A 16537-nucleotide genomic window follows, 5' to 3' on the forward strand; every position below is an offset into this window, starting at 1 on the left:
AAAAAATAACTAAAAAGGATCTTCTATGCTCACTTCATATTTGAGTACGGCAATTCGGGTAAGTAAAAAACAAAAGCTACACACACTGCTCAATGTCATCGGTTTCAGCATTGGAATTGCTGCTGCAATTATCGTGGCTTTATTTGCCCAAAGTCAGTTGATTGTTGATAAACATCAGCCTGATGCAAATCATGTTTACCGAGTGCATTTAGATTTGCGTTCTGTCGGTGTGGGCGTGCGCGGTGCGATTGACCCTAGAATGCCGCAGCTGATGCAAAAGCACAGTCAAATAAAGGACCTGTTGATTATTAGTCGGATTGAATCGTTACAATATAGTGGCGAACCAATGGCGGATATCGTGAAGGTTAAAGATCAGCGCTTTAAGTTCAAAAAGGCGTATGTTGCGACGCCAAATTTGGCTGAGTTTGTGAATATCTCTGTATTACATGGAGACTTAACTCAGGCTCTTTCTCAGCCCAATCTTATCGCCCTTAGCCAGACAGAATCAAAGCGCTTGTTTGGCGATACAGATGTTATCGGCAGGCAACTTGAATACGATGGGGGAAGCTATGAAGTGGCTGCTGTTTTTGCGGATTTGGAAGCAAATACACACTTTGATTTTGATGTGCTGATGTACTTACCCAAATTACAGCGCGGTCCTTTTAGTAGTCATGTGTATTTAAAGTTGCAGCCAGAAGCTGACTTCAACGCGTTAGCGCAAGAGATGACGCGCGAGATGCAAAAAAGAGCTAAAAACCCGAACTTCAAAGATATCCAGTTTCAGTTTATTCCATTGACCCAGTTGCATTTTCACACCAATGGCACCGTAGAGATGAAACAAGGTGGGTCTTATTTGGCACTGCAAGTGAGCGTTGTGCTGAGTACTTTACTTGTGATCATAGCCAGCGTTAATTTTATTAACTTCAATATTGCCAGTGCTGCAAAGCGCGCTAAAGAAGTCGGCATACGTAAAGCGCTAGGTGCCAGTAAGTCGCAACTCGTCACACAATTCCTGTCAGAATCGTTACTGATTGTGCTGTTTTCAGGGTTTTTAGGGGTTGTAATCGTTGAGTTGGCATTGCCGCACTTTAATCAGTTAATCGCGCAGCCCCTGACATTGGTATACAACTCTCTATTTATGCTCGGTCTTGTAATTACATTGACAGTGGTTGGTTTATTTTCTGGGCTATATCCAGCTTTATTTATCTCGTCATTTGGCGCGAAAAAAGTGTTAAGTGGCGATTTTAGTCGAGGACGTTCATCAGCAAGGATCCGCAAAATAACCTTATGCTTACAAGGTGCGATTGGCGTAGGGCTGATAGCAGCGATCGGTATGCTCTATCAACAAATGATGCTGGTAAAACAGCTGGATGTAGGTTACGAAAAAGCACAGCGAATTATCATTCGAGAATTGCCCTCAGAGCTTATTTATCAGCAACAAGGAAACGCATTGCTTGATGAGTTAGGCCAGATCTCAGGTGTGGCTGGTTGGACATTGAGCGATACCAATTATGCAACCGCCATTAACGGTGGGATGCATTACACTTGGCCAAATGGCGAAGCCTATGACGGCATGTTAGCAGTAATCAATACGGGTTATGACGTGATTGATGTACTCGGGTTAAAGTTGATTACTGGGCGAGGCTTTAGTCGCGATTACACTGGAGATTGGTATCGTGAACAGCAAAATGGAGAGGCGCATGTTGCGATCCTGATAACCAAGAAAATGGCTCATTTAGCGGGATATGAGAAGCTTGATGAGGTAATCGGCGTCACCGTTACCGTACCAAGGCGAAAGTTGACAGCCAAGGTCGTGGGCGTAGTTGAGGATATCAGAATTGGTTCCGTGAATAATGCAGTACAACCTACTTCATTGATGCTTGGCTATGCTGATGGTGAAACTGCAAATGTGGTATTAAAGATCGCTGAAGGCATTGATCCAGATAACGTGATCACTGCAATTGAACAAGTCCTTGCTGTACATCTCAATCGTCGTGATATAGAAGTTCAGTCTCTCAATGATGAGTTCTTGGCGGCCCACAAGAATGAACTCTATACGCTTACCATGCTATCTATCTTTAGTCCTTTAGCTATATTTCTGACCTTACTCGGAATATTTGGGTTAGCGTCATTTACTACCTTGCGTAAAGAAAAGGAATTAGCTATCCGCAAAGTGTTAGGCGCTTCACGTATTGGGTTAATTAGCTTGGTTGCTAAAGAGTATTTGTGGTTATCTGCATTGAGTATGGTACTTGCAGTCCCGCTGACGTATTGGCTAGTTGGTGAGTGGCTTAATCGCTTTAATGAGCGGATAAATCAATCTATATGGATTTATGGAGTCGCAGGCCTACTTGTGATCTTGCTTACTTGGCTTACCGTGGTGCTCGTTACCTACAAGGTTGCAAGCCGGCGCCCCTCATCAGCGCTGCGTTACGAGTAGCTGATAGCAATTTTTAAAATAGACCACTTAATAAAGCAAGTTGGTATAACTCGCTGTCAATTTAGTGTCAAAAACCATAGTTACACTGGGGTTAATTCAGGTTTGAATAACAAGGTGTAGCTATGGCTAAGGTTAAAACAACCTCTCGTCTTCGTAGAAGATCAGCTAATTCACTTTGGATTGGTGTTTATAACAGTATCCTGTTGTTGTGTTTACCTTTGATTGCGCTGATCTTATTAAAAAAATGGCTACGTAAACCGGGTTATAAAAAGCACTTTTTACAGCGCTTAGGTGTCTACGATTGTAAGCGTTTACCCGCCTGTATTCATTTACACGGTGTCTCCGTCGGTGAATGCGCCGCCATTGCTAAACTTATTCCTGAGCTGCGTAAACAGCATCCTCATTTACCCATTGTTTTTACTTGTACCACCGTTGCGGGTTCCAACTATATTGAGCACAACTGGGGGGAGCAAGTCACTCACACCTATTTGCCACTGGACTTTCAATTGACAGTTGGTGCGTTCTTGACGCATTTTAATCCAGTATTGACCATGTCGGTTGAGATGGAGTGGTGGCCGAACCTTATCCGCCAGTCGCGCAACCAAGGCAGTCGAGTGATGCTGGTAAATGCCCGCATGACCGACAGATCAAAAAATCGTTATGCCAACATGTTAGGTCTTTTTACCTTTATGGTGTCAAAGGTGCATAAAATCCTGCCGCAAAGTGCGCTCAGTTATCAAGCTTTTCGCGAGTTGGGTGTACCATCTGAAAAACTGATGATGTGCGGTAATATTAAGTACGATTGGCTAGAAGTTAAACACGTCGACCCAACGCAAAAGCCCTCTCAGTTGACATGGATTGCGGGGAGCACGCATGACACCGAAGAAATAGCGGTGGTCGCAGCGCACAAACAGTTGTTACAGCAAAATCCAGCAGCTCAACTAATTATCGCACCACGTCATCCTGAAAGATTTGATGAAGTATGGCAGCTGCTGCAAGCAAGTGGGCTGAGCTGTCAGCGTTACTCGCTCGCGCCAACACTAACGGCAAATACGCAAGTGTATCTGCTCGATACGATGGGCAAACTATTTGCGTTTTATCGTGATGCCCATGTTGCCTTTATCGGTGGCTCGTTAGTTAAGCTCGGTGGTCACAACCCTGCCGAAGCCATTGTCCAAGGGGCTGCCGTCGTAATGGGAAGTAGTCGACGAAATTGTGAAGATATATGTGCGCCGCTGAGTCAAGCTGGTGCACTTGTTGAGGGTAACGAGCCACAGCAAATAGCCAGAGAAGTCATCGGCTTTTGGCAAAATAGTGCTGCAACAACACAACAAATACAGGCTGGGCAAGCTGCAATCGCAAAGCATAATGGCGCACTACACAAAACCACATTGCAAGTTTTATATCAGTTAAAGCAAGCGCAACGGCCAGTTCATAGTACCCGATTACATCCAATGGTGATCAGATAACAATGCAATACAGCAATATCCTTATTGTCCGACTCAGTGCTATTGGTGACATCGTGATGGCGTCAGGCCTTATTTCTGCACTAAAGGCACGTTACCCAGAAGCAAAACTGAGTTGGTTAGCAGAGCCTGCTGGCGCGACCTTGCTACAACAAAATCCATTGCTAGATGAGGTGATCCTATGGCCTCGTAATGAATGGCAAAAAGTGCGAAAAGCACAAGGGATCATAGCGCTACTTAAGCTAGTTAATAGCTTTAAAAAGCAGTTGGCTAGTCGACAATTTGACTTAGTGCTCGACGCCCAAGGACTCCTTAAAAGTGGCGTGCTAGCTTGGCTAAGTGGCGCTCAATATAAGGTTGGGATCAATAGTCGCGAGGGCAGTCAGTGGCTTATGAATAAGGTAGTGACCTCGCCTTGGTCTGCTGATATCAGCTCGGAATACAGAGCTGCAGCGAAATTTTTTGGTGCGCCAGAAGCGGCGTTTCAATACTCGCTCATTGCCTCGAATGAGACACAACAACATACAGAAGCACTGCTATTGGAGCATACTCAAGGCCAACCTTATGTGGTGTTTTGCCCGTTTACAACGAGAGCACAGAAACACTGGGTAGATGGGCATTGGCGTGAGTTGTATAAACAAGTAAATCAGTCTATTTGTGCGCATATTATTATATTGGGTGGACCAAGTGATATCGCTCATAGCGAGCGCTTAGAAAAACAGATGCCAGGGATCATTAATCTAACTGGGAAAACGACATTGCTTGAGTGCAGCGAGATCATTCGGGGGGCAAAAGGTGTGATTGGCGTTGATACTGGACTGACTCACATGGCGATGGCGCATCATACCCCGGTTATTGCATTGTTTGGTTCAACCTTACCGTATGAAAACACCTTCAATCCAAATGGTCGCGTGTTGAGCGATAAACTTGCTTGCTCACCATGCAAACGCCGGCCAACCTGTGAGGCTCGTTTTGATTGTATGGTGGGGCTCACGCCACAAAGAGTGTCAAGCGCACTGGGAGAAGTGCTATGAAAGTTCTGCATATTGAAGCGGGTCGTCACTTATATGGCGGCGCACAACAAGTGGTGTATTTAACCCAAGCGTTACAGCAAAAGGGCATTGAGAACGTACTGGTTTGCCCGCCTAATAGTGAAATGATTGCAGCCGTTGATAAGCAAGTTGTTGTGGAGCCTGTGAAAATGGCAGGCGATCTCGATGTCATGCAATGGTTGCGTTTACGAAAGACTATTGCCCATCATCGGCCTGATTGTGTTCATATTCACAGCCGTCGAGGGGTTGATACTTGGGGGTTACTTGCCGCGAAGTCGCTTAATGTTCCTGTTATTTTATCGAGACGAGTCGACAATACCGAGCCACGCTGGTGGTCAAAATTAAAATACCCAGCCTACGATAAAGTTATCGCTATCTCAGAGGGGATCCGCCAAGTATTACTCTCACAAGGTGTTGCCTCTGAGCAAGTAAAGTTAGTCCACAGTGCCGTCGATACCGAGCGCTTTGCACCAAATAGTGCGGAGCGGCAATGGCTGCTTGATGAGTTTGAACTACCACAAAATGCCTTGGTTGTGGCTAATTTTGCGCAGCTGATAGAGCGCAAAGGGCAAGATGTGATCATGCGTGCAGCCAAACAACTCATTGCTGAGCATCCTAATTTACGTGTATTACTGTTTGGCCGAGGGCCAAAGCTGCAACAGTATCAAGCGCGTATAGATGAACTGGGGCTGCAAAAAATTGTCCAGCTGGTGGGATTTCGACAAGACGTAGCGCGTATTTTACCGGCGGTTGATATTGTTGCACATCCAGCATCGATGGAAGGGTTAGGCGTAGCGTTATTACAAAGTAGCGCATCTGGCGTGCCTGTTGTGGGCTTTGCTGCCGGTGGCATTCCCGAAGCGGTTGCGCACAATGAAACCGGGTTACTCGCTCCGGTTGGTAATCAAGTTCAGTTTATCCAAGATCTTAATCGTTTATTGCAGGACCCGATTTTACGAGAACAAATGGGCCGTAAAGGCCGCGCTAAAATGTGCAGTGAATTTGCCATTGAGGTGATGGCGGAAGGTAACTTGTCGGTGTATAGAAGTGTGTTAACTGAGTTGGGAAGAGCGCCTTTAACCAGCCAATCACAGAAAGTGTGAGTTCCAATAAAGGTAATCACCAATGCGGCTTACTAGCTTGGTTCTTAGTGGGTTTACAGCAATATGCTGGGCAATGGTATGCCTATCTTCTGTGGATCTGAGCTGATGATAGTAATACGCGCTTTGCCAAATTCTGTGTTTAGCAGGTAAGCTATTCTGCCTTTTAATTCTCCAACAACCTTACCAAGTTGTGCATTTCCAAGCGTCAGTAAGCCATGAAAGTGATCTGGCATTAATACCAATTGAATTAATTCTCTAATCAATTTGAAGGGTGAAATAGCATATTAGCTTCGTTAAAAATTTCTCATTTAGAACAACTAAATAGCAAAATTTTTGCCTTGCTACTAAAGCTATTTCCCCGCTTCAAGATAGATCATTTACTTAATACAACTGGTATAACACCCATGTTTGCCAGCTGCACTTAAACTTTTTTCATTATGTGAGATAGATTGGCAAAACAATCGTGCCAGCCGATAATCCGTAAAATAGGGCGTGCGTTTATGGCAGTTAAACGTAATGAAGTATTCTGCGTACGGGATTGATATCCTGCCTTTTCTCAGGTTATTCCAGCTCATGTGCGTTCCTTGCAATTGAGAGATGAGTTTTAAAGATAAGTCCTTCGATTAAATCTATCGAGGTACACCTCGACCTACGTGATGGATGGTAGGTCGTGATTTATCACGATAGGTTTGCGACAAAACATTCACGACAACCAAGGTGAACCAAACACGCACATGTGCCGTTTAATTATTAATCGGTTAAACGAGGAGAGCATTATGCTTGCTGCCACACTCAAAGAGAAAATTGCTAATAAAGAACTTCATGCCATCGTGCTTAGCTACGCGGATTCAAATCACTACTTAGCTGGTGGTCAGGATGTTGATGGGAACTTGCATATCTTAATGCATGCCGAAGGTAAACTAACGCCGTTTAACTCGCTGCGAGAGGCCGAGACAAAGCTGGCGGAACTCGGCGCAACTCAAGCCTACCTCAGAGTTGAGTCCGCCTATGATGAAATTGGTCCAGAGGACTCTTCGGGAACGCATATCAGCAATATGGAGATCCGTCACTTAACTCCATCCGACATATCCGTTTAAACAAAAAGGCTTAAGCGCCCATTGGTGAGTGCTTAAGCCTTACAAGTTATCGAGTAGAGAGACCTTATTCTACTGAGAGTGTTATCGTTTTAGTTGCAACGGAAGCGGACTTTTCATCAACAACACTTAAACTTACCTGATAGTCGCCTGATGCTACAGGAGTGAATTGTAGGTTCGAGTCATGAGCTGCGGTACTGTCAATCACTTCACCAGACGGAGCAACCACCTTCCAAAAATAGGTCAAATTGCCTGCATTGCTGTCGCTATCTATAACCGTTGGAGTTATCCAAAGCGCTGCATCTGTTTTCAGTACACCTTGATAGTCCAGCGCCGTAATTACTGGAGCGCTATTTTGAACAGCACTTACTTTGATGAATGCCGCGACTACTAGTTCAACCTTGCCATCAGACACGATGCATTTCAGCACATAGTTGCCAGCTTCATCGAAGGTAATAGATGCGCGATTATCAGCATTATTGACCACTGCCGTGCTATTCTCAGGCTTCGTTTCAAGCGACCAGCGATAAGTGAGCGGATCGCCGTCTTTATCTTCTGCGGATACCACAAAAACTTTGGTTTCCCCTTCCGCAGCTGTAGATATTTGTGGGCTCATAGACGCTGTAGGTCCATAATTTTCAGGGTGGCTCTTTATCACGCCACTGGCAGTTTGGCTTAGCTCACCGTTACTTACCTCCACAAAATAACGGTAAGTCCCCTCTCCGTGAGGCGTAAAAATCACCGTGTCGGTATCTTCATTCGTAACGGAATAGGTCAAACCGGCTTCAAATGGCTTAAATGTCCAACTAAAGGAGAGTGTTCTTCCGCTTGTATCTCTACTTCGCTTGGCACTAAGCTCGATGGCTTCATTGATTTTGGTTGACTCCGGCGCGTCGACGAATACAAGTGGTTTGTTTGCTTCGCCTAATTTGGCCGTTAAGGTATGGGTTGCTTCACTTAAACGGCCCTGTTTGTCTTTAAGGCTAAAGCGGATTTTATATTGCCCTGCCTTATCTAATTGAAGCGAGGTGAGAAATCCATTTGGTGTTGCCATTGCGGCTTGGCTGCCGCTCGGTTTGCTGTCAAAACTCCAAAGCGGTGTTACAGCGCCTTGATACTGACTACCATCGCTTTTCAGCTCAACAAAAGTCATTGAGCTTAATGTAACCTCTGAAGGCGCTGAAATAACCGCTTTAAGAGCTGGTTGGTTATCTATAACGATGACTTTTTCTGATTTGCTATGTGACGATTTACCATCATAAACGGTTAAAGTAATGGTGTATTCACCCGCAAATTTAGAGGCGAAAGAGGCAAGGTTATTGTTAGGGCTTACCAATGTGTATTCATCAACATTAGCAGGTGCAGTAACTTGCCATTTATAACTGAGATTATCGCCGTCTGAGTCTGAGCTGTTGCTCGCATCTAACTGTAGATGCTCGTTGATGGCAATTTCCTGTTTTGTGAGTGTGAAGTCGGCGACAGGAGGTGTGTTCACACTTGGTGTAGTTTTTTCTTTTATACGGATCTCAAACTGTGTTGTCGATTCGTTACTACCTGACTTGATTGTTAGCCCTAGAATGTAAATACCTGCAACGTCAGCGGTAAAGTACGTTTGCTTAGCGTTGGGGTTAGAAAACTGAGCGTTACTGCCTTGGGGTTTGGCTTGCCACTGCCATGTTATTTCAGCATTTTCAGGGATCGCACTTCCCGTAGTGCTAAGCTGAATGACGTTGCCAGTCTCCCCAAAGGCACTTGCCTGAATTTTAGCGACTGGCTTAGTCGTGGTATCCGTTCCAGAATCTGTATTATCGTTATTTGAATCTGTGTTGCCGTTATTTGAATCCGTGTTGCCATTATTTCCATTTTTGCCGCTATCCTGATTGACTGGTGTAGTGTCACCGCCTGAACCGCCGCATCCTGCTAGTAATAGTGAACAACAAAGCATTGATGTTATTAAGTTTTTGTTCATTTAATTATCCTTTTAAGTACCTCAATTCGGAAATGTATCCTGATGTTCATAATATTTCCAGTTAAAATTTGTTCAGTGCAAAATTTAACTTGTTTAGGTTTTGAAGTTTCGACTATAATCGCCTTAAATTTCGAAACGAAACTTATTTAATGACTAAACGAAACACTCAACAGCGCAGACATACCATTCTTTCATGGGTGAATGAATACGGTGAAGTAAGCGTAGAATCACTCGCCGCTGAGTTTGAAACGTCAGAAGTTACGATTCGTAAGGATTTAACAGCACTAGAAAAAAGCGGCCTGTTACTACGCCGCTATGGCGGTGCGATAGCTCTTCCTAAGGAGATCACCGCATCAGGTAAAGACGAGCAAGACTCGGTACGTAAAACGGCCATTGCCAAAGCGGCCGCCGAGCTGATTAAAGATCACAATCGCATCATTATCGATAGCGGCAGAACCACTGAAACCCTAATTCCTGAGCTTGCACAAAAGCGTGGTTTAGTCGTGATGACCAATGCGATGAATATCGCTAATCGATTGTTATCGCTTGAAAATGAGCCAACTTTATTGATGACCGGCGGAACGTGGGATCCGCACTCAGAATCCTTTCAAGGGCAAGTAGCAGAGCAAGTACTGCAATCCTATGACTTTGATCAGCTTTTTATTGGTGCCGATGGCATTGATGTAGAGCGCGGCACAACCACATTCAACGAATTAATTGGGCTTAGCCGTGTGATGGCAAAGTCAGCCCGTGAAGTGATTGTGATGGTCGAATCCGACAAAATTGGCCGTAAAATTCCAAATTTAGAAATACCTTGGGCACAGATCACCACTTTGATCACCGACAACAACTTGGCCGATGACCTCCGCCAAGCGATCGAAGCGCGTGGTATACAACTTATCTGTGCTGAACTACACACAACGTGCAAATAATGGAGAGATTATGTGTGGAATCGTAGGCGCTGTTGCTGAGCGTCCAGTAAACAAAATTCTTATCGAAGGTCTAAAACGCCTTGAATACCGTGGTTATGACTCTGCGGGTGTCGCACTTTGCGAAGGCGGTGCACTCAACAGCGTGAAAGCCGTAGGTAAAGTGGTGAACCTAGAGTCAGCCCTTGAAAATGCCGAAGTAAAAGGTACTACCGGTATCGCGCACACGCGCTGGGCAACACACGGCGGCGTAACAGAAGCTAACGCGCACCCGCATATTTCTAACAGCGCAATTGCGCTGGTACACAACGGTATTATTGAAAACCACGAAGGTTTGCGCGCGGCATTAAAAGAAGACGGCTACGAGTTTTTATCTGACACCGACACCGAAGTGATGGTGCACCTGATCCATCAACTCAGACAGCAACACACTACATTACTCGCTGCCGTGCAAGCAGCGGTAAAACAGCTCGAAGGTGCATACGGTACGGTATTATTTGATAAAGCCAATCAAGATGAAATCATTGTGGCACGCTCTGGCAGCCCACTGGTGATCGGTCTTGGCCTTGGTGAAAACTTTATTGCCTCTGATCAGCTTGCGCTATTACCTGTAACCCGCAGCTTTATCTTCCTAGAAGAAGGCGATGTAGCACGCATTACTCGCGAAACGGTAGAAATCTTCGACATTAACGGCAATCCTGTAGAGCGCGAAGTGGTTGAGTCTAACATTACTCAGGATGCGTCGGGCAAAGGTGAATATCGCCACTACATGCTAAAAGAAATCTACGAGCAGCCAATGGCCGTACGTAATACACTTGAAGGCCGTTTAGACAACGATCGCGTCAGTATCGACGCATTTGGCGACAAAGCTAATGAAATCTTTAAAGATGTAAAACACGTTCAGATCATCGCATGTGGTACGTCTTACCACTCAGGCATGGTGGCGCGCTACTGGCTAGAGCAATTTGCAGGCGTAAGCTGTAACGTTGAAATTGCCTCAGAGTTTCGCTACCGCGACTCATTCGTGCATGAAAACAGCCTACTGGTAACCATTTCACAATCAGGCGAAACTGCAGACACGCTTGCGGCACTGCGTCTTGCCAAAGAGCAAGGCTATATGGCATCGATGACCATCTGTAACGTACCAGGCTCATCACTTGTACGTGAGTCAGATCTTGCCTTTATGACCAAAGCAGGCGCTGAAATTGGGGTGGCATCAACTAAAGCCTTTACGACTCAATTAGTCGGCTTATTGATGCTAACTGCGTCAATCGCGCAGGAAAAAGGCCGTGACCAAAGTGCAATCGTCAACGCTATCAAAACCCTGCCAACCAAGCTTGAAGAAACCTTAACGATGGCGGATGGTATTGAGCTACTTGCAGAAGAATTTGCCGACAAACATCACTCATTGTTCCTAGGCCGTGGTTCACAATACCCAATCGCAATGGAAGGCGCACTTAAGCTTAAAGAGATCTCCTACATCCACGCCGAAGCTTATGCGGCAGGCGAGCTAAAACACGGCCCGCTCGCGCTTATCGACGCAGACATGCCTATCATCGTCGTTGCACCAAACAACGAGCTGCTTGAAAAGCTCAAATCAAACGTTGAAGAAGTACGCGCACGCGGCGGTATCATCTATGTATTCGCGGACAAAGACTCAAACTTTGCCTCAGACGACACCATGCGAGTAATGAACGTCAACCACATAGAAAACATCATCGCCCCAGTGGTTTACACCATCCCACTACAGCTACTTTCATACTATGTAGCCGTGATCAAAGGCACCGATGTTGACCAACCGAGAAATCTGGCAAAGAGTGTAACGGTAGAATAAGAAAAGGCGCGCAAGCGCCTCAGATGTGGGATTAAAATAGAGTTTCATCACGTAAAATAAAGTTTCATCATTGAAAATATACTTTCATCATATAGCGGTATGGACTATGCTCAAAATACCATCAGTTGATATCGCTTTATCATGCCAGGAAATTTTAAAGGCCTCACCCAGTCTCAGATTAATAAGAGGATTAAAGAAGGGCGCGGTCAAGGTCTAGGTTGTAATTACAAACCCTTCATCTACACATGGGAAGTGTCCTCACTTGGCCGTTCTCATCGCATATTTGGTTACAAATCAAAGCGTATTCATCACCTTCTATCTGATTTAGAGTTAGCAGTGTTTCTGACTTTAGATTGGCTTCCTCAGGTTTATGATATACGTGAGCAGTTTCCTTTGCGTGTTGACGACACTGTGCGTATCGCTAGCTGCAATGGTATATCACATCGCAAATTCAAGGGCGTGCATCAGGTTTTAACTTCCGACTTCTTAGTTGATTTTGACGACCCAGATAAGCCACAGATGGCCTTTCAAGCCAAATATAGTTCAGATTTAAAAAAGCCAGGCACCATAGAGCGCTTAGCGCTCGAGCAAAAGTATTGGGAAGAGAAAGAAATTCCATGGGCTATTATCACTGAGTTAGACATTTCTAAAATAGTGTTTATTAACATTCAATGGCTATACCCTGCTCAATCTGAAGAGTTGGACCCTGAGGTACTTCAAAATTACTTCGACCTATTTGTTTATGCCTTTTCTAAAAAACCTAATGCACTTATGACCGAAGTTGCGCAAAGCCTAGATGTCGCTTATGACAGTGAACCTGGAGAGTCGCTCTACTGGCTAAGAAACCTCTTAGCCCGACATTATTTTCTTTTCGACTTACGCCTTCACTATCGAAAAGTCAAAGCTTCAATGCTGACTTTGAACAACCATGATGAAGGTAAAGAGGAGGTTATACATGTTCCCGGTTAATCAAGTCTTTCAGCTAGAGGATAGACGTTTACGGCTGCTTTGGTGTGCTAAGGATACGGTGTTTTGGATTGATATAGATGATAACAAGGCTTGGCCTCAATCAATTACAATCGAAGACATAGAATCGCAACTCATTAGCCGTGATTTAATAAGAATTGATGATCCATGTGTTGAGTCGACACTGAGGGAGGTCGATGAAGGGAGTGTACATTGGGAGAAAAGAGAGAACGCATGGAATGCTATTAAAGATGAAATCGATAATCCTGAACTGTTTTATTCAGCACAAAGAGGTAAAGCTGTTCGAAGGATCATGGAGCGCAGTGGCATCACTCATCAAACAGCCAACCGTTTAATCCGACGGTATTGGCAAAGGGGAATGTGTAAAAACGCGCTTCTTCCAGATTATAACAAATCAGGAGGAGCGGGTAAGAAACGCAATCCAAATAACAAAAAGCTTGGTCGGCCGCGTTCAACTCGGTCTGGTATAGGAAGCAATATCACCCCCGATTACGAGCGAATTTTTCGCCAAGTCATAGAGGCTAAGTTACTCAATCAAAAATACAAGTCAGTTACTGATGCTCACGCAAGTGCTTTGAACTTAATTAAAGCTACTAACCCAAACCTTACCCCTTTTGATGTGCCTACAGTTGAGCAGTTTCGATATTTTTATAAAAGAGAATACGATGATGTAACTGTTCTTAAAAAACAAACACACCCAACCGAGTTTGCTAAAGATAAAAGGCCAATTATGGGCACTTCAACAGCCGACACGTTGGGGCCAGGTTACCGCTATCAGATCGACGCGACAATTGGTGATATTTATCTGCTGGCTGAGCATGATAGGAGCAAAATTGTTGGCCGCCCAGTCGTGTATGTTGTTAAGGATGTTTTCAGTCGTATGATTACGGGTCTTTATGTTGGCTTTGAGGGGCCTTCTTGGGTCAGCGCTATGATGGCGTTAGCTAATACGATTGAAAACAAAGTTGAGTATTGCCGCCAGTTCGATGTTGAAATCAACGAATCAGATTGGGCTGTTCAAGGCTTACCAGATGTAATTTTGGCTGATAAGGGTGAGTTGAATGGCACCAAAGCTCATGCTCTTTGTGAGGCATTTGCAGTGGAAATAGCAAATGCCCCAGCCAGAAGAGGAGACGCAAAGGGGATTGTTGAACGATATTTTCGTACTGTACAAGATCAGTTTAAACCCTATGTGGCGGGTGTAGTGGAGCCTGAGTTGAGCAAAAAGCGAGGGGGGCATGATTATCGCCAAGACGCTACTATGACATTGAGTAAGTTTACAGAGATGATCATATACTCTGTACTGTGGCATAACAATCACCAAACATTGAGCAAATATGATAGATGCGAATCTATGCCAACACACATTCCTGCTGTTCCAATTCATCTTTGGAACTGGGGTATAGCCAACCTAACAGGTAAGCTCAGAACCGCGCCTAAAGATCTTGTTAGAGTAAACCTCATGCCACACGATGTGGCGACCCTGTCAGACGTAGGATTTTGCTTATTCGGTTGTTTCTATACTTGTAGTGAAGCTCTTAAGCTTGGTTGGTTCCATAGAATGGATGGAGCAAGGCCTGAAAAAGTTTTGGTTTCCTACGATCCACGGAATGCTGAACGAATTTATCTAAGACCAAATAATAGCCTTAAAGATTACTGGGTGTGTGAGTTAACTGAGCGCAGTCGGCGTTTTCGGGGAATGACTTTTTGGGACGTTTGGGCTATCACTCGTGAGGAGCGCAAAGCTGATGCTGACGCAAAGTTGGGCTCTGCTTTTACTAAGGGAGAACTACTTGAAAAGGTTGAGTCGATCTCTGCTAAAGCGGAGTTAGCAAAGCCTGATAAACAAGGGTTAAGTCAGAAGGACCTTGGAATGCAAATTAGAAACAATAAACAGGCCGAAAAAGCGCAAGAAAGACAAAGAACAGCATTCAAGCTTGGTTCAACTAAAGTTGATAAGTCTCAGGGTAAAGTCATTCCGTTCAACGGAGAAAGTGAAGAAGACTATGCATTTCCAGATATGAGCAACCTTTTGTTCGAGGATGACGATGAGCCAAAGTAGCTTTAATGGAATACCGGAAGCAGTTTATGATGATCCAGGTTTAGATGAGTACAAAAACAACCCATTAGTGTCGTGTTTGCCTCCATTGTATTCAGTTAAAGAAGTCATATCTAAGCTACGCGGTAAGCCGCACTTTGATACTTCAGAAATACAGCTAGACGGCCGTACTCGAGTCCATGCAATAGCCCGTATATTGAGGTCTTTTTTCCAACCACTAAACCATCATCTGGAACTGGAGATAAAAATTTCGCTAATGCTTCGACAGGGCTACTTAGGTCGAAACCCTGCTGACGGTAGTTATTATTCTCACTTACAGAACGGCTTTCAAAGAGTAATACAAGAAGATATTGAGGCATATGCTTTTGGTGACGTAGATTCAACTGCAACGAGTCTCTCTCTATTTGGGTGCTCTGGATGTGGCAAGACTGAAGCCCTAAAAAGGGTGCTAAAAATGTATCGACAGGCTATTCACCATCCTGAATACAATATTACGCAGCTAACCTACTTGCGCCTAGACTGTCCTGCTGATGGAGATTTGGTTGAGTTGTGCTTGAGTTTTTTTAGTGCCGTTGATAAGAAACTTGGGACTCGCTATAGCGTTACTCATGGAAAAAAGAAGTTGGGGCCTACGCGTTTAATGGGTCACATGGCACAGGTTGCCAATATCCATGCTTTGGGACTTTTGATCATTGATGAGGTGCAAAACTTAAATGAAGCACGCTCTGGCGGTGCTGAGAAAATGCATAATTTTTTCGTTTCTTTGGTGAACATTATTGGGGTTCCAGTTATTCAAGTTGGCACTCATCGAGCGAGCAAATTTTTTAGTAGGACTTTCAGGAATGCTCGTCGTATATCTGGCTTTGGTAGTCTCTTATGGGACAGGTTACCCAAAGATACTCAGTGGAATATATTACTTGAAAAGTTATGGCAATATCAGTGGCTGCAAAAAGCAGAGCCTATTACTGAAGAGCTTGAGGAAACAATGTATGACTTGACTCAAGGAGTTATGGATATAGTCATAAAGTTATTCGCACTTGCTCAAGTTCGCGCCATAGTTACAGGAGCAGAACGAATCACACCACTGTTACTACAGCGTGTTTACAAAGACGAGCTAAAGCCTGTTCATCCAATGCTTGCTGCCTTGAGGAGTGGCCGTGCTGATCTCATTGAAAAGTATGACGACTTGATGATGCCAGAAATAGAAGCAAACATGCTTAGTATGGTTGCTTCTTTGGAAGAGGAAATTGAGCAAAAACCTGAACCTGTTAGAGGTTCAGACAAAGTTAAAAAGCTTTTGGCGCTCATGGAACAGATGGAAATACCATTGGATATAGCGATTCCAATGGTTGACCGTGTGGTGGCTGAGTACCCAGATCTACCAATAACCGCCTTGGTGCATAAAGTCACAGAATATCAGGTGAGAAAGCCAAATTTAGAGAGTAAGCCAAATAAGATAAAGCGTTCGGAGTGGATAAACTTACCGTCAGGTGATGTAAGACGGATCTATGCTGAGGTTGAAGATGACAAAGTTTATGAAGGGTTGAAAAAGCGAGGACTTGTCTTCGATTTGAAAGCCCTATATGCCAAGGAAAGTTAATAGG

General features: G+C 44.5%; 12 protein-coding genes. 10 read left to right on the forward strand and 2 right to left on the reverse strand.

The window, feature by feature from the left end; genetic code table 11:
• Positions 1 to 25 precede the first annotated feature (25 nt).
• The 4 genes from CKO50_RS19125 to CKO50_RS19140 all read left to right on the forward strand — a co-directional run bounded on the left by CKO50_RS19125 (position 26) and on the right by CKO50_RS19140 (position 6061).
• On the forward strand, positions 26 to 2440 hold the full coding sequence (locus tag CKO50_RS19125) for an FtsX-like permease family protein (RefSeq protein ID WP_095729446.1): 2415 nt from the start codon (positions 26 to 28) through the stop codon (positions 2438 to 2440).
• Positions 2441 to 2562: 122 nt separating this feature from the next.
• Positions 2563 to 3909 carry a 3-deoxy-D-manno-octulosonic acid transferase gene (locus CKO50_RS19130; RefSeq protein WP_095729447.1) on the forward strand — a complete coding sequence of 449 codons (1347 nt, stop codon included), beginning with the start codon at positions 2563 to 2565 and terminating at the stop codon, positions 3907 to 3909.
• 2 nt (positions 3910 to 3911) lie between these two features.
• Positions 3912 to 4940, forward strand: coding sequence for a glycosyltransferase family 9 protein (locus tag CKO50_RS19135; RefSeq protein WP_095729448.1), 1029 nt, complete (start codon positions 3912 to 3914; stop codon positions 4938 to 4940).
• Positions 4937 to 6061: a glycosyltransferase gene (locus CKO50_RS19140; RefSeq protein ID WP_095729449.1), complete on the forward strand. Its 1125-nt coding sequence runs from the start codon at positions 4937 to 4939 to the stop codon at positions 6059 to 6061. The genes CKO50_RS19135 and CKO50_RS19140 overlap by 4 nt, the downstream gene beginning before the upstream one ends.
• A 53-nt stretch (positions 6062 to 6114) precedes the next feature.
• On the opposite strand, the gene CKO50_RS19145 is transcribed toward CKO50_RS19140, so the two are convergent.
• Complete coding sequence (locus tag CKO50_RS19145; RefSeq protein ID WP_235368541.1) at positions 6115 to 6294, reverse strand: transposase; 180 nt, start codon at positions 6292 to 6294, stop codon at positions 6115 to 6117.
• Between the two features lie 543 nt (positions 6295 to 6837).
• On the opposite strand from CKO50_RS19145, the gene CKO50_RS19150 reads away from it, so the two are divergent.
• On the forward strand, positions 6838 to 7158 hold the full coding sequence (locus tag CKO50_RS19150) for a DUF6482 family protein (RefSeq protein ID WP_095729450.1): 321 nt from the start codon (positions 6838 to 6840) through the stop codon (positions 7156 to 7158).
• A 64-nt stretch (positions 7159 to 7222) separates the two neighbouring features.
• Here the strand turns inward: CKO50_RS19150 and CKO50_RS19155 are convergent, their stop codons facing one another.
• The gene (locus tag CKO50_RS19155) at positions 7223 to 9124 is read right to left on the reverse strand and encodes a PKD domain-containing protein (protein ID WP_095729451.1); all 1902 of its coding nucleotides are present in this window, start codon (positions 9122 to 9124) and stop codon (positions 7223 to 7225) included.
• A 149-nt stretch (positions 9125 to 9273) separates the two neighbouring features.
• Here CKO50_RS19155 and CKO50_RS19160 point away from each other — a divergent pair, with 149 nt between their 5' ends.
• The 5 genes from CKO50_RS19160 to CKO50_RS19180 all read left to right on the forward strand — a co-directional run bounded on the left by CKO50_RS19160 (position 9274) and on the right by CKO50_RS19180 (position 16533).
• Positions 9274 to 10056, forward strand: a complete 783-nt coding sequence (locus CKO50_RS19160; RefSeq protein ID WP_010377680.1) for a DeoR/GlpR family DNA-binding transcription regulator — start codon at positions 9274 to 9276, stop codon at positions 10054 to 10056.
• 10 nt (positions 10057 to 10066) lie between these two features.
• The gene (gene glmS, locus CKO50_RS19165) at positions 10067 to 11887 is read left to right on the forward strand and encodes a glutamine--fructose-6-phosphate transaminase (isomerizing) (RefSeq protein WP_095729452.1); all 1821 of its coding nucleotides are present in this window, start codon (positions 10067 to 10069) and stop codon (positions 11885 to 11887) included.
• Positions 11888 to 12028: 141 nt separating this feature from the next.
• Positions 12029 to 12856: a TnsA endonuclease N-terminal domain-containing protein gene (locus CKO50_RS19170; RefSeq protein ID WP_095729453.1), complete on the forward strand. Its 828-nt coding sequence runs from the start codon at positions 12029 to 12031 to the stop codon at positions 12854 to 12856.
• Positions 12843 to 14936 (forward strand): Mu transposase C-terminal domain-containing protein, encoded by a 2094-nt coding sequence (locus CKO50_RS19175; RefSeq protein ID WP_176474711.1) that lies wholly within the window; start codon positions 12843 to 12845, stop codon positions 14934 to 14936. The genes CKO50_RS19170 and CKO50_RS19175 overlap by 14 nt, the downstream gene beginning before the upstream one ends.
• A complete protein-coding gene (locus tag CKO50_RS19180; protein WP_095729454.1) occupies positions 14923 to 16533 on the forward strand; it encodes an ATP-binding protein in 1611 nt (536 codons plus the stop codon). Before CKO50_RS19175 ends, CKO50_RS19180 begins: the two co-directional genes overlap by 14 nt.
• The last annotated feature ends 4 nt before the right edge of the window (positions 16534 to 16537 follow it).

Origin of the sequence: Pseudoalteromonas sp. HM-SA03, assembly GCF_002289345.1 — a bacterium.
GTDB lineage: Bacteria > Pseudomonadota > Gammaproteobacteria > Enterobacterales > Alteromonadaceae > Pseudoalteromonas.